The following is a 13,929-nucleotide window of genomic DNA, read 5'->3' as shown; positions in this document are numbered from 1 at the left end:
CCTATGAGGATCGACATCAATGATCCAGAACCCATTCGCTTTCTCGACGCCGAAGGAACCTTCGCGCCGAACGAAAGCGCTCAAGAATATCTCGCAGAGATCGAGGCACTTGACACCGAAGAGGTGCAAGAGTGGTACCGCGCAATGGTGCGCGCCCGAGCCTTCGATACTGAGTGCACCAACCTGCAACGTCAGGGGCAACTCGCACTGTGGGCACCGAGCCTTGGGCAGGAGGGCTGCCAGGCGGGTCTCGCCTTCGCTGCCGAACCCCAAGACCATCTGTTTCCCGCCTACCGCGAGCACCTCGTGGCCGACGTGCGCGGCGTCTCGATGCTCGACCTCGCGGCGCAGTTTCGCGGCCTGACCCACGGCGGCTGGGACGTGAACGACCCGAAAAACGGCAACTTTCACCTCTACACCCTCGTGCTCGGCGCGCAGGCACAGCACGCGCAGGGCTTCGCGCTCGGCATGGTGCTCGAGGCCAAGCTCAAGGCCGGCGATAACGCCCTCGACCCGGGCGAGGCAGGCACCCCTACCGACGCGGCCGTGATCAGCTTCTACGGCGACGGCACGACGAGCCAGGGCGATGCCAACGAGGCACTCGTGTTTGCTCAGAGCTACCAGTCGCCCACCGTTTTTGTGGTGCAAAACAACCAGTACGCGATCTCGGTGCCCGTTGCGCGCCAGTCACGCACCCCGATTTACCGTCGCGCTGTTGGCTTCGGCATTCCCGCCGTGCAGATCGACGGCAACGACGCGCTCGCGGCCTACGCCGTGGGCAAGCGGTTCATGCGCCACGCTCGTGAGGGCCACGGGCCCTCGTACATCGAGGCGCTCACCTACCGCATCGGCGCCCACACCACGAGCGACGACCCCACGCGCTACCGCGAGAACGAAGAGCTCGATTCGTGGCGCCAGAAAGACCCGATCGTGCGCCTCGCAGGCTACCTGCGCAGCAAGGGCGTGCCCGAGGAGTTCTTTGAGACGGTCGACGCCGAGGCCACGACCCACGCTCGCACGATTCGCGACGAGATTCTCGCGCTGCCCCCGATCGACACGACCGAAATGTTCGACCACGTGTATGCCGAGCAGCACCCCCGCATTGATGAGCAGCGCGAATGGGCGCTGCAGTACGAGGCGTCATACGACGACCAGGCGGCGGCGCCATCACCCGCGCCAGTAGCGAGTGGCTCAGGCCAGAAGGGAAACCGCGCAGCATGAGCCAGAACACCACCGCACTCACCGCCCCGGGGGCAGCGACCACGGGCACGGCCCCCGTTGCTGCGCCCGAAACCGAATCGCTCGCGATCGCGAGGGCCATCAACGCTGGCCTGCGCGACGCGATGCGTAACGACGACCACGTCGTGCTGCTCGGCGAAGACATCGGCACGCTCGGCGGCGTCTTTCGCGTGACCGATGGCCTGCAGAAGGAGTTCGGCACCGCACGCGTGCTCGACACCCCGCTCGCAGAGGCCGGCATCGTCGGCTCGGCCATCGGTCTCGCCATGAACGGCTTCAGGCCCGTCGTCGAGATTCAGTTTGACGGCTTCGTCTTTCCCGCCTTCAACCAGATCACGACGCAGCTCGCGAAGATTCGCAACCGCTCAGAGGGCACGATCGACATGCCCGTCGTGATCCGCTTGCCCTACGGCGGCCACATCGGCGCCGTTGAGCACCACCAGGAGAGCCCCGAGGCTTACTTTGCCCACACCGCGGGCCTCAGGGTTGTGAGCCCGGCAAATGCCAACGACGCTTACTGGATGATTCAAGAGGCGATTCGCTCGAACGACCCCGTGATCTTCATGGAGCCCAAGGCGAAGTACTGGCAAAAGGGCGAGGTGCGCAAAGACGCACCCGGCGCCCCGATGCACAGCTCGCTCGTCGCCCGAGAGGGCAGCGACATTACGCTCATCGGCTTCGGCGCCATGGTCACGACGCTCATGCAGGCTGCCGAGATCGCCGAGAGCGAGGGCGTGAGCGCCGAGGTCATTGACCTGCGCACGATCTCACCACTCGACTACGGGCCACTCGTGGCCTCGGTGCAAAAGACCGGCCGCGCGATCATCGCCCAAGAGGCGCCAGAAAACGCGAGCGTCGGTTCAGAAATCGCTGCAACGCTCAGCGAGAAGTGCTTCTTCTCGCTCGAAGCGCCTGTGCTGAGGGTGAGCGGCTACGACCTGCCGTTCCCGCCCGCGGGCCTCGAAAAGCAGTACCTGCCCGACGCCGATCGCGTGCTTGAAGCCGTCGACCGCGCAATGAATTGCTAGCGCGCCCACCGCGCAGAAATATCGAGGAAATCGTGAGCAATAATGAATTTGCCCTACCCGACGTGGGCGAGGGACTGACCGAGGCAGAGATCGTCACGTGGGCAGTGAAGCCCGGCGACGAGCTGCACCTGAACCAGGTGATCTGCGAAATTGAGACTGCAAAATCGCTCGTCGAACTGCCGTCGCCCTTCGAGGGCGTCGTCGCCGAGCTGCTCGTCGACATCGGCACCACGGTTCCCGTGGGAACGCCGATTCTTCGCATGCAGGGCGAGGGCCAGGACGCGGATCCCGCCTCAGGCGGCGGCGCCGAGGCCCCCGCGGCGCAGGCTGCCGCCCCTGCCGCGGCACCTGCGGCAGCCGAAGCCTCGGGCGATGACGACAACTCCGGCGCCGTGCTCGTCGGCTACGGCACGGGCGGCGCGGTCAAGAGCCGCCGCGGTGCGCGCCAGGCGGCCGCACCCGCTGCTCCCGCGCAGGCGCCCGCTGCCCAGACCGCAGCTGCGGCACCCGCGACCGGCCCCGCCCCCGACGCCCCGGCGCCGGGCAAGGTGCTCGCAAAGCCGCCCGTTCGCAAACTCGCTAAAGATCTCGGCATCAACCTCGCCAGCGTGACCCCGACGGGCGCGCACGGTCAGGTGTTGCGAGACGACGTGCTCAGCCACGCGAGTGCTGCCCCCGCGGCGGCTGCTGGCGCGGGTCTTGCTGGCGTGTCCACCGCTCCGCGCCCCGCCGCCCCGCAGTTCACCACGAACGGCGAACGCGAAGAGCGCGTGCCCGTGAAGGGTATTCGTAAGGTCGTCGCGCAGGCCATGGTCGAGAGCAAGTTCTCGGCTCCGCACACCGGCGTGTACGTCGACATCGATGCGACGCGCACGATGGAGTTCGTGAAGCGTCTCAAAACCTCGGGCTCGTTCGAGGGCGTGCGCGTTTCGCCGCTGCTCATCATGGCGAAGGCCGTGACCTGGGCGCTCGCGCGCAACCCCGAGATCAACTCGGCGTGGGCCGACACCGAGATTGTGCGCCGCAACTACGTGAACCTCGGCATCGCGGCGGCGACCCCGCGCGGCCTCGTGGTTCCGAATATTAAAGATGCGCACCTGCTCAGCCTTCGTGAGATGGCGCAGGCGATCGAGACCCTCACCGACCGCGCTCGCGCTGGCCTCACGCAGCCCGCCGAGATGCAGCAGGGCACGATCACGATCACGAACGTCGGCGTCTTCGGCGTCGACTTCGGCCTGCCGATCTTGAACCCCGGCGAGACCGCGATCATGGCGATGGGCTCAATCAAAGAGAAGCCCTGGGTCGTTGACGGCGAGGTGCGCCCCCGCATGGTCACGACCGTCGGCGGATCATTCGATCACCGCGTCGTCGACGGCGACGTCATCTCGAACTTCGTCGCCGACGTGGCTTCGGTGCTCGAGGAGCCCGCGCTGCTGCTCGACTAGCAGCCACCGGGCGCCGCGTGCCACGACGCTCGTGCGGCCAGCCTTCGGGCTTGGCCGCACGGGTGCGGGGCGATCCGCCAGCCTCACGGGCTCGACGCCCCGCGGCGCTGACAGTACAGTGGAGCCTATGCACTACTGGGAGCTGGCCAAAGAAGATCAGCGGGCACTTCGCCCCGAAGATTTCATGCTCACCCGCGAGTTCACGACTCGCTGGCGTGACAACGACGCGTGGGGGCACCTGAACAATGCCGCCTATTACGAGTACTTCGATAACGCGATCAATGACTGGTTTCTCGAGCAACTCGGGCCGACGCTCTCGCACGACGCAACGCTGCAGTTCGTCGCGGAGTCTGCCTGCCGCTACTTCCGCGAGACGGCCTACCCGAGGCCCCTCATCGTGGGCGTGCGCGTCGCCCGCCTCGGACACTCGAGCATCACCTTCGAACTCGGCCTCTTTGACGCGCCCGACGGCGTGGTGGGCGACATCTGCGCGCTCGGACGCTGGGTGCAGGTCTTCGTCGACGGTGAGACGCGCACCCCGGTCTCGGTTCCAGGCTCGGTGCGCGCGATGATCGCCGCGGCGAGCTAGCGGATCATGCCCGGGCAGGCCCGCCCCGGCGCGGCCCCGGGCCCCGGTTTCGGGCCTCTGAGAGCTGACTCGCGAAATTGTTTGCACTTTTCGCCCCAAAACAGGCCAAAACCGCCCAAAAGTGCAAACAATTTGGGCGGCAGGAGCCGAGGGGTGCGGATCGGGGCAGCCAGCAGCCAGAAAAGCCATAGGCCCAGGCTCGGCAGGCTCGGCCGGGCCCGGCCAGCCGCAGACCCGGCAAGCCGCAGGCCGCACCAGCTGCAAGCCTGGCCAGCCGCGGGGCCCTACCACCCGCTACTTCTTCGCGCGCAGCGCCTTGAAGACCATCTGCCCGAGCACGTAGGCCAGCAGAATCGAGAAGGCGACGTTCGACCAGAAGGGCGAAATGTAGACGGCGATGAGTGAGCCGAGGGGCGAGAGCACGCCGGCGGTCACGCCGAGGAAGAGGGCCGACCGCAGGTCGACGTTGCCTCGCTTGACGTTGCCGAGGGTGCCTGAGATCGATCCGGGAATGAGCATGATGAGCGAGGTGCCCTTGGCGATGAGGTCGCTCGCGCCGAAGAAGAACATGAGGGCGGGCACGACGACAACGCCGCCGCCGACGCCGAGCAGGCCCGAGAGAATGCCGGTGACGAGGCCGAGCACGACGAGCAGCGCGCCGGTGAGCAGGTCGATGTCGATCTGGGCGTCACGCTGCGGCACGACGAACCAGAGGCTGACGACGACGCCGAGCAGGAAGATCATGAACAGCCAGCGCAGGAACCCGGTGGGCACGCGTGAGAGCAGGTAGCTGCCTACCTGCGCGCCGATGACGATGCCGACGGCGAGCAGTACCGCGGCGAGCCAGTCGACGTTGCCTTGCACGCCGTAGCTGATGCCGCCGATGATGGCTGCGGGAAGGATCGCGGCGACCGAGGTGCCTGCCGCGAGGCGCTGCTGAAAGCCGAGAAAGAGCACGAGCATGGGCACGAGCACGACGCCGCCGCCGATGCCGAAGAGGCCGGAGAGCAGGCCCGTGATCGCTCCGAGAACGATGAGCAGTGGTGCCGAGGGGTTGGGTTTGGTGAATTCAGTGGTGTTCATAGGGTGACGTTCCTGTCGTGTGGTCGGTGCGTGGGCGGCGTGGGCGCGGGCCCAGCGCTACCCGTCGCCGACCGTGCCTGAGCCTTCGCCAGCGCTCGTGGCTTCGCCCGAGCCCTCAGCATGACCCGAGCGGTGAACGACGATCGCCGAGCCGTCAGAACGCGGATCGCTCGCGGCCGTATACCCGGTCGCGCCGTTCGAGGCGTCGCTTGCCCCGTCGAGGCGCACGACGTTTGAGTGGCCGAGCTCCTCGTCGTAGGCGGGCACGACGCGCAGGGTGAAGCCCGCGGCCGTCATCGAGGCCTTGGCTTCTTCGGGCACGTCGTTCTCGACGAGCACGGTCGGCGGGCCGTCGGTCGTGAGTTCTTCGACCATCCAGCGTGGCGCGTGGGTCGCGGTGTGGGGGTCGGCGCCCTCGGCGGCCATGCGCTGCAGGAGTTGTGCGTGGATTTGGGGCTGGGCCGATCCGCCCATGGTTGCGGGCACGTATGCGAGCTCTTCGCCGCGCATGACCATGACGGGCATGAGGGTGTGGCGGGGGCGCTTGCCGGGCTCGAAGGTGTTCGGCGAGGCGGGGTCGAGCGAGAACGAGGTTCCGCGGTTTTGAAAGATGATGCCGGTGTCGGGCTCGAGAATGTGGGCTCCGAAATCCCAGTACACCGAGTTGATGAACGAGACGGCCCAGCCGTCGGCGGTGACGGCCGAGAAGCCGACGGTGTCGCCCGAGGCCTTCGCCTCGGCAAGCAGGGTTTCGGCGGGAGCGGTCGCGGCGACGAGTTCGGCGCCGGTTGCCCCGCCAAAGGTGGGGTCTGAGAGCGAGGCGGTGCGCACGAGGTTGCTCTCGAAGAAGGCCTGGGCGAGCGCGCCAGCGCCAGCGCCGAGCGGATCGTCGATGCCAGCGCTGATCGCGTCGAGCGCACGCAGCAGCATGAAGCCCGAGGTGTTGGGCGGGCCGGTGAGCACGCGTAGGCCCTGGAAGCTCGTTTCAATCGGCTCGTCCCAGAACGGGGCGTAGGCCTTGGTGTCTTCGAGGGTGATGGTGCTGCCGAGGCGGGCGAGGCCCGCGACCCAGCGTTCGGCGAGGGCGCCCTCGTAGAAGGCGTCGGGGCCGCCGGCCGCGAGCTCACGCAGCGACTCGGCGAGGGCCGGCTGCACGAGTGGGGCACCCTCGGGCAGGGGCGATCCGCCCGGGTAAAAAATGGGTTGCGCGCCAGCGTCCTGGCCGAGGGTGGCCTGCGCGGCAATGAGTTCGCGGGCGACCGAGCGTGAATTCGGGAACCCCTCTGAGGCAAAGCCGATGGCGGGGGCGAGGTGTTCGGCCCAGTCGCGGGTGGCGCCGAGCTCGTGCAGAGCCTGCCAGCCGCGAATACCGCCGGGAACGGTCACGGTGTCGATGCCGCGCAAGGGCAATGCGTCGCCGTGCTTTTCACGTAGTGCCTCGAGGCTCTGGCCCGATGGGGCCGTTCCGGTTGCGTTGAGGAAGCGGACCTTGCCGTCTGGGCTGCGCACGATCGCGACGAGGTCGCCGCCGAGCGCAACGTTGTTCGGGTACACGACACACAGGGTCGCGGCTGCCGTGATGGCGGCGTCAATCGCGTTGCCGCCGGCTCCGATGACGGCGGCTCCGGCCTCGGTCGCGAGGTGGTGCGAGGTCGAGATGGCACCCAGGGGGGCGGGGTTCGTCACTTGGCTTCCTCTTCTCCTTCGGTGCCCGCGAGCTGAATTTGCTGGGCAATGTCGACGACGTGGGCACGGGCCTCTTCTTCGGCGAGTGCGCCGTCGCGGGCCTCGATGGCCTCGAAAATGCGGCGGTGGGCGACGCTCGACGCGTGGCGGCGTTCGCGGGTCTGGTAGCGGCTCGCGCGGCTTGGCGCGATCTGCTGGGCGATGTGCGTGTTGATGAGCGCGAGCAGCGGGTTGTGCGTGTACTGCGCGATCGACTGGTGAAAGGCGCGGTCGAGTTCGGCGTAGCGCTCTTTCGTGACGTCCTTTTCCATCGCCTCGACGAGGCTGCGCAGCTGCTCGACGTCGCGGTCGGTCGCGCGGCCAGCGGTGATGCGGGCGATGGGGGGCTCGACGATTGCGCGCAGCTCCATGATGTCGGTGATCTCGGGGTCGACGCCGCTCACGGCCGAGGCGATGAGGTCGGCCATGGGGCTTTGCTCGCCGGGGCTTAAGACGATGGTGCCGCGGCCTGGGCGGCGGTCGATGAGCCCGCGGTTTTCGAGCTCGCGCAGCGCCTCACGAATCGAGACGCGCGAGACGCCGAGCTGCTCAGCGAGCTCGCGTTCGGGTGGGAGCCGGTCGCCTGGGGCGAGCTGCCCGTCGAGAATGAGTCGCTCGAGATCGACTGAGAGACGATCGGGCAGCGAAAGCGTCGTCGCTTTCTTGAGCTGGCTCCAGTCCATCGTCACTTCCTTTCGCATGTGGGGTCGGTTGATGGTGCGATGAGCCCCGAAACACTCTTTCAAAGCCTGGGCAAATACGCAATTGACAGAACCCACTCGAACCAGGTAAGTTCACTTATCGTTCGAGCTGTTGGTCAGACCATCTTACGAACGAGACTAACATTCACGGTCTTGAATGCAAAACACACGAGCCGTGGCCATACACCCATCAACGGAATGTGCGGTTACACCCGCGAAGCATCCTGGAGGATCAATGACGAAACCTTTGCCCGACGATCAACCATCACAAGGGCTTGTGAAGCCTGCCGCTGAGCAGTCGACCGGTGTGACCCGCGCCCTTGGCGTGGTGGTTGAAGACGCAAAACCGAGCGGTCTCATCACGCTCTCGGGCGTCGAAATGTGGGAGCGCTTCAGCTTCTACGGGCTGCAGGTGCTGCTCGCCTACTACCTGTACTACTCGATGGGCGAGGGCGGCCTCGGCCTGCCGCAGCCCGTCGCTCTCGGCATCGCCGGCTCGTACGGCGGCCTCGTCTACATCGCGCAGATCGTTGGTGCGTGGATCGCTGACCGCGTGCTCGCCCCCAAATATGTCGTGCTCATTGGCGGTAGCTCGATTCTCGCCGGCCACATTATGCTCGCGATTGTTCCCGGGCTCGCGGGTCTCGTGATCGGCCTCGCACTCATCGTCATCGGCACCGGTGGCCTCAAGGTCAACACGACCATGATGGTCGGCGAACTCTACCCGAACGGCGGCGCACGCCGCGATGCGGGCTACTCGATCTACTACATGGGCATCACGATCGGCGCCTTCGCGGGCCCACTCATCACCGGCTGGCTGCACCAGTCGTGGGGCTTCCACGCCGCATTCTTCGCCGCCGCGATCGGCATGGCCGCTGGCCTCACGCAGTACGTGTTTGGCATGGGGCGCCTGCCCGCGAGCACCGCAACCGTGCCGAACCCGCTGCCGAAGGCAGATCGCACGAAGTGGATCATCATCGCGGTCGCGATCGTCGCCGCGATTGCGCTCGGCGTCGTCTTTGGCGTGATCCGCGCTGAAAATATCAGCAACGTCGTTGCGCTCGTCGTGCTCGTAGCGGCCATCGGCCTCTTCGCGATGCTCTTCACGAACCGTAAGGTGACCACGGCAGAGCGCCGCGGTGTCGTGCGCTACATTCCGGTGTTCCTCATGAGCCTCGTGTTCTGGACGCTGCTCTTTCAGCTCTTCACCGCGTTCGCGGTCTTTGCCGACACCAAGATCAACCTCACGATCGGCTCGTTCACGATGCCTCCGACGCTCATCGTCACCCTTGAGAGCCTCGCGGTTGCCGCCATCACGGCGCTGCTCGCCGTGCTCTGGACGAAGAGCCGTGCGGCGCGCATGACCCCCGTCACGAAGCTCGTGATCGGCGTCATCGCGATGTCGTTTGGTGCGGCATTCATTGTTCCGTTCAGCCTCGGCGAGGGCACCTCGATGCCGCTCGTCATCGCGCTGCTCGTCATGATCTTCTTCGCGTTCGGTGAGTCGCTCTTCGCCCCGTCGGCACTGTCGTTCACGGCAGAGCTCGCGCCGAAGGCCGTGAACTCGCAGATGACGGCCCTGTACTTCCTCACGATGGCGGGCGGATCGACCTTCTCGGGTTGGATCTCGCAGTCGTACCGCGAGGGCGCAGAAGCGCAGTACTTCACGACCGTTGCGATCGTCTCGCTCGCCGCGATCGTCGTGCTGGGCGTCGTGTACCGCGTCGTTGATCGGGCGATGGGGCGCCGCGAAACGGTCTAGCCTGCCGACACGGCGTTTGCCGTTCACATTGGTGAAACCCTTGAGCGATTGGCTCTTCGAGGCCCCTGGCCGAGAGCCAATCGCTCAAATGAATGTCGCTTGGCTTGGTGATCACGTAGGATCGGGCACATGAGTAACGCAGTGCTGCTAAACATTGAAAACGGGATTGCCCGAATCACCTTGAACCGGCCAGAACGCCTCAACGCGTTCGACCCAGAGGTCGCAGAGGGGTGGGCCGAGGCCTGCGAGCTCGCGACGCAGACGAGCGAGGTCAAGGCGATTCTCGTGGCTGGTGAGGGCCGCGCCTTCTGTGCGGGCGGCGATGTTCGCGCGATGGCCGAGATGGAAGACCGGCGTGAGTCGATGCAGGTACTCGCGGGCCGCATCAACGACGGCATTCTCGCCCTCGTCGAGTCGGCGAAGCCCGTGGTTGCCGCGGCGCACGGCGTCACGGCAGGTGGCGGGCTCGGCATTCTGCTCTCGAGCGACTACGCGGTCATTGGCGAGTCGTCGAAGGTGGGCAGTATTTACGCGGGCGTCGGCCTGACCCCAGACCTCTCGGTCTCGGCGCAGCTCGCTCGTGCGGTCGGCGAGCGTCGCGCGCTGCAGCTCGTGCTGCAAGACAACCTCTTGAGCGCCGATGAGGCCGTCGAGTGGGGCCTCGCGGCCGAGAAGGTCGCCGACGACGCTGTGCTCGCACGCGCCGAGGCGATCGCCGAGCATTGGGTACAGAATGCTTACGCCTACGGTGAGGCGAAGCGTCTCGTGCGTGCCGCTGCTGGCCGCTCGTTCCGCGAGCAGGTTGCCGACGAGGCGCGCACGATCGGTGTCGCGTCGATCACCCCCGAGGGTGAGAAGCGCATCGCGGCTTTCGCTGCTCGCTAGCGGCGGGGCTGAGGGGCGGCGCAGAAATGTTCTCGACAAATGAGACATTGTTCGCATAACATGTAGAACATGTCGCTGCGCCGCTCACTCACCGTCTTTCTCATCATCGCCTATGGCCTTGCGTGGCTGCTCGCGCTGCCGCTCTGGCTGGGCAACGGTCTCGAAGAGCCATCGGCGAGGCTCATACTCGTCATCACGATGTTCGTGCCGACCGTCGCCGCGCTCGTCGTCGTCTTTTTCATCGAGCGACCGAAGCACAAGGCGCGGGCGCTCGGCCTCGTTCCTTTGGAGCCCGTGAAGCCGCTCATACTGAGCCTCGTTGGTGCGCTTTTCATTCCGATCATCATCTGCATTGGCGGCCTCTGGCTCGGCTCACTCTTTGGTGTCTTTCCCGCCGACTTCGTCACCTTCGCAGGTTTCCAGCAGCTCACCGAGATGCAGCTCGCGCAGGTCGGCGTGAGCGAACTGCCCATGCCCGTCGGCGCGCTCGTGGCCCTGCAGTTCGTGAACCTCATCATCGCGGCGCTCTTCATCAACCTCATCCCGGCTCTCGGCGAAGAGATCGGCTGGCGCGGTTGGCTCCTGCCCAAGCTCATGCGCTTTGGCCCGTGGCCAGCGATCGTGATCTCGGGCGTGATCTGGGGCCTCTGGCACGCCCCGGCGGTGCTGCTCGGCTACAACTATCCGGGCACGCCCGGCTGGCTCGCGCTCGTCGCCATGGTCGTGATGAGCACGATCGTGGGCGGCATTTTCGGCTGGCTGCGCCTGCGCGGCGGTTCGGTGTGGCCGGCGGCGCTTGCGCACAGCTCGCTCAATGCCGCGGCAACACTCGTGTTCGTGTTCATCGCCGAAAACGGAACCTACAACCCCCTGCACGCCAACGTGACCGGCTGGAGCGGGTGGATCATTCCCGGCATCGCCCTCATCGCGATCGTCGCGTCGGGCAGGTTTGCCCCGCGTGCCGATGCGGCTCCCCTCGAAGAGCAAACAGCAGGCGACGCCCAGTGACCGCCGTCATTGGGTTGATGGTTGGGGTGCTTGGGCTCGGCGGCGCTGGCCTGTTCATGGTTCGGCTCGCTGGGCGAAGCGCTCGCGGTGAGCTCGAACGAAACTACCTGGTCGGTGTTCGCACGAAAGCTGCCCTGGTCTCAGACGAGGCGTGGTTCGTAGCGCAACGAGAGGGCGCACCGCTCACTCGCCGCGCAGGCTACGGGCTCTGGGTGGCCGCAGTCGCATGCCTCGTAGGCGCAGCCGTTTCGCTCGGCGTCTTCGGGCCGGTCTCGGCAGACACGCTCGCGTGGGGTATGGCTGTCGTGATCCTCGGCTCATCGCTCTGGTGCATCGTCTGGTCGCTTCGCGCCTGCGTGCGCGGCAACCGCGCGGCTGCCGCTCTGCTCGGGTGGAGCGATGCCGATGCCCGCATGCGCTTTTCAGACTGGTTCACCGTCTAACGGTTACGTGATTAAGGGTATAAAACATGCTTTTTCGACTGCGACCTGACGCCGAGGTGTCGCTTGCCGAGCAGATCGCGGTGCAGGTGCGCGCCGCGGTTGCCTCTGGCGAACTCGAGGCGGGCGAGCGCCTGCCGCCTGCCCGCGACCTCGCGCGCTCGCTCAAGATCAACATGCACACCGTGCTGCGCGCCTACCAACAACTGCGCGACGAGGGCATCATCGAGATGCGCCAGGGCCGTGGGGCCTTCGTGTGCAACGATGCCAACGCCATGCTCGTGCGCATCAACGAACTGACCACCCAGCTGGTCGACGAGGCCAAGAAGCTCGGCCTCTCGGCGAGCGAGATACACCGGAGTATTGACCGAATGATGGGAGACCCCGCATGACCGCTCGCATGAGCACCACACGAAAGCTGTTCATCGTGCTCACGATGTGGCTGCCCGCGGTAGCCCTGATCGTGACAAGATCGCTGTGGATCGCCGAGCTGCCAGCCGAGTTACCGACGCACTGGGGCGCGAGTGGCCCGGCCGACGGGGCGAGTGCCGCCGGCCCGTTCTTCGGTTGGATGCTCGGCATCTCGCTCGCCGCTGCCATCGTCGGAACCGTGATGATCGTGGCTCCCGTGCGGGGCAAATGGGTGCAGCGAGCGACCGCGGGCGTCATCGGTGCGGTCGCCTTTTTCCCGCTTGCGATGTGGATCACCTCGGCCGCTCCCTCCCGTGGCGTCACCGATCCGTACACGGTTGAGCTCGGTGCATGGTTTGCGCTGCTCATGCTCGCCCCGGCGTACGGCCTACTGCCACTCGTGATCTACCCCAAGATCGACAACCCCGCGATCGAGGTCGTCGCCGATGCTGAGGTCGAGCCGGTTGAACTCGAGCCTGGCGAGGTCGCCTCGTGGAGCCGCACCATTGTCTCGAAAATGTTCGTCATCATGACGATTCTGCTCACGGTACTGCAGGCGGCCATCTATATTCCGGTGATCATGACCGAGGGCATCTCGCACCTGCACTGGAGCGTCATTGTCGCGGTGCTCGTCGTGCTCTTGGTCGCGGCCTTTTGCGTGTACCGGGTGAGCGTCGATTGGCGGGGCCTCAGGGTTACGTCTGGCCTCTTCGGGTTTCCGATCAAGCGGCTCTCACCGGCGCAGATCGTGAAGGCCGAGGTCGCCGAGATCAACCCGGGCGAGTGGGGCGGCTGGGGCTATCGCATCGCTCCAGGCCGCTCGGCGATCGTGCTCAAGCAGGGGCCGGGGTTCGTGGTGACGCAGGCCAACGGCAAGCTCTTTGCCGTCACGCTGGAACGCCCCGAAGAGCCGGTGAGCGTCATGCAAGGGCTCCTTGACGCCAGCAAACGGCGGGGCGATGGCAAAGGCCTCGGCCCGAACGCGACCTCGGAGCTGGGCGAGTGACCGGCGGGGCAGGGGTCGGCGGCCCCGGAACGAACGGCGCCGCGGGGTCTGGGCTCTCAACCCTCGAGAAGGCCCGTATTGTGCTCGCCGGGGTGGTCGCACCGGCCCTCATCGTGCTGCTCGGGTGGCGTCTCACGCTGTCGTGGCAAGACCTGCCCGGAGAGATTCCTTCACACTGGCAGGGTGAGGGTGCGACGAGCTTCTCGGCCCCGGCCGATATCATCTCGTCGTGGGTGTTCGGCGCGAGCTTCGCGGCGCTCGCGGCAATGCTTGGCACCGCAGCAATGGCCTGGGGCTGGCAGTGGACCAGGCTGTCGCGAGGCTTCAGTGCAACCCTCGTCGGGGTCACCGGGGCCGTCATGACGGGGCTCGTGCTCTCGCTGGCCGTCGCCCGAGGCCTCACGACCGAGCAGGTCGTCGAGCGTGGCGCGGCTCCCGGCATGCTCGGGGTGTTCGGCGGTTTTGCGCTGTGGCTGGTGCTGGCGCTCTGGACGTTGCCACGGGCCCGGCCGCTGCAGCGTAGCTGAGAGGCCACCGGCGATGCCTCCCGGGGCCCTTGTGAACGCCGCCGCTCTGCGGTAGCGTGCAAACGTGAAAGTGTTTTCAC

The 13,929-nt window shown here is 66.4% G+C and carries 14 protein-coding genes; 11 read left to right on the top strand and 3 right to left on the bottom strand.

The annotated features are described in order from the left end of the window. Positions 1–3: 3 nt before the first annotated feature. From JSO19_RS05665 to JSO19_RS05650, 4 genes are all read left to right on the top strand, one after another. Entirely contained in the window at positions 4–1,221 is a 1,218-nt protein-coding gene (locus JSO19_RS05665) for a thiamine pyrophosphate-dependent enzyme (protein WP_270912101.1), read from the top strand. Then, on the top strand, positions 1,218–2,267 hold the full coding sequence (locus JSO19_RS05660; RefSeq protein ID WP_270910321.1) for an alpha-ketoacid dehydrogenase subunit beta: 1,050 nt from the start codon (positions 1,218–1,220) through the stop codon (positions 2,265–2,267). The genes JSO19_RS05665 and JSO19_RS05660 overlap by 4 nt, the downstream gene beginning before the upstream one ends. Before the next feature lie 32 nt (positions 2,268–2,299). Then, positions 2,300–3,712 (top strand): dihydrolipoamide acetyltransferase family protein, encoded by a 1,413-nt coding sequence (locus JSO19_RS05655; protein ID WP_270910319.1) that lies wholly within the window; start codon positions 2,300–2,302, stop codon positions 3,710–3,712. A 127-nt stretch (positions 3,713–3,839) separates the two neighbouring features. Continuing rightward, positions 3,840–4,301 carry an acyl-CoA thioesterase gene (locus tag JSO19_RS05650; protein ID WP_270910317.1) on the top strand — a complete coding sequence of 154 codons (462 nt, stop codon included), beginning with the start codon at positions 3,840–3,842 and terminating at the stop codon, positions 4,299–4,301. A gap of 294 nt (positions 4,302–4,595) precedes the next feature. On the opposite strand, the gene JSO19_RS05645 is transcribed toward JSO19_RS05650, so the two are convergent. Genes JSO19_RS05645 through JSO19_RS05635 form a run of 3 tightly spaced genes read right to left on the bottom strand, consistent with a single transcriptional unit; the run spans position 4,596 to position 7,810 of the window. Beyond that, positions 4,596–5,384: a sulfite exporter TauE/SafE family protein gene (locus JSO19_RS05645; RefSeq protein ID WP_270910316.1), complete on the bottom strand. Its 789-nt coding sequence runs from the start codon at positions 5,382–5,384 to the stop codon at positions 4,596–4,598. Between the two features lie 57 nt (positions 5,385–5,441). Next, positions 5,442–7,070 carry a gamma-glutamyltransferase family protein gene (locus tag JSO19_RS05640; protein ID WP_270910315.1) on the bottom strand — a complete coding sequence of 543 codons (1,629 nt, stop codon included), beginning with the start codon at positions 7,068–7,070 and terminating at the stop codon, positions 5,442–5,444. Then, positions 7,067–7,810: a FadR/GntR family transcriptional regulator gene (locus JSO19_RS05635; protein ID WP_254259674.1), complete on the bottom strand. Its 744-nt coding sequence runs from the start codon at positions 7,808–7,810 to the stop codon at positions 7,067–7,069. Before JSO19_RS05635 ends, JSO19_RS05640 begins: the two co-directional genes overlap by 4 nt. A 235-nt stretch (positions 7,811–8,045) precedes the next feature. On the opposite strand from JSO19_RS05635, the gene JSO19_RS05630 reads away from it, so the two are divergent. From JSO19_RS05630 to JSO19_RS05600, 7 genes are all read left to right on the top strand, one after another. Next, complete coding sequence (locus JSO19_RS05630; protein WP_270910313.1) at positions 8,046–9,572, top strand: peptide MFS transporter; 1,527 nt, start codon at positions 8,046–8,048, stop codon at positions 9,570–9,572. A gap of 129 nt (positions 9,573–9,701) precedes the next feature. Further along, positions 9,702–10,457, top strand: a complete 756-nt coding sequence (locus tag JSO19_RS05625) for an enoyl-CoA hydratase/isomerase family protein (RefSeq protein WP_270910312.1) — start codon at positions 9,702–9,704, stop codon at positions 10,455–10,457. Between the two features lie 69 nt (positions 10,458–10,526). After that, positions 10,527–11,465 (top strand): CPBP family intramembrane glutamic endopeptidase, encoded by a 939-nt coding sequence (locus JSO19_RS05620; protein ID WP_270910310.1) that lies wholly within the window; start codon positions 10,527–10,529, stop codon positions 11,463–11,465. Continuing rightward, entirely contained in the window at positions 11,462–11,908 is a 447-nt protein-coding gene (locus JSO19_RS05615; protein WP_270910308.1) for an SdpI family protein, read from the top strand. The genes JSO19_RS05620 and JSO19_RS05615 overlap by 4 nt, the downstream gene beginning before the upstream one ends. A 26-nt stretch (positions 11,909–11,934) precedes the next feature. Beyond that, positions 11,935–12,297 carry a GntR family transcriptional regulator gene (locus tag JSO19_RS05610; protein WP_217136186.1) on the top strand — a complete coding sequence of 121 codons (363 nt, stop codon included), beginning with the start codon at positions 11,935–11,937 and terminating at the stop codon, positions 12,295–12,297. Then, positions 12,294–13,322: a hypothetical protein gene (locus tag JSO19_RS05605; protein WP_270910307.1), complete on the top strand. Its 1,029-nt coding sequence runs from the start codon at positions 12,294–12,296 to the stop codon at positions 13,320–13,322. The genes JSO19_RS05610 and JSO19_RS05605 overlap by 4 nt, the downstream gene beginning before the upstream one ends. Beyond that, entirely contained in the window at positions 13,319–13,849 is a 531-nt protein-coding gene (locus JSO19_RS05600; protein ID WP_270910306.1) for a hypothetical protein, read from the top strand. Before JSO19_RS05605 ends, JSO19_RS05600 begins: the two co-directional genes overlap by 4 nt. Positions 13,850–13,929: the final 80 nt, after the last annotated feature.

The organism is Leucobacter sp. UCMA 4100 (assembly GCF_027853335.1).
In the GTDB taxonomy this organism is placed as follows: Bacteria; Actinomycetota; Actinomycetes; order Actinomycetales; family Microbacteriaceae; genus Leucobacter_A.
Note: the sequence above shows the minus strand (reverse complement) of the source record. Positions and strands in the feature narration are given on the sequence as shown.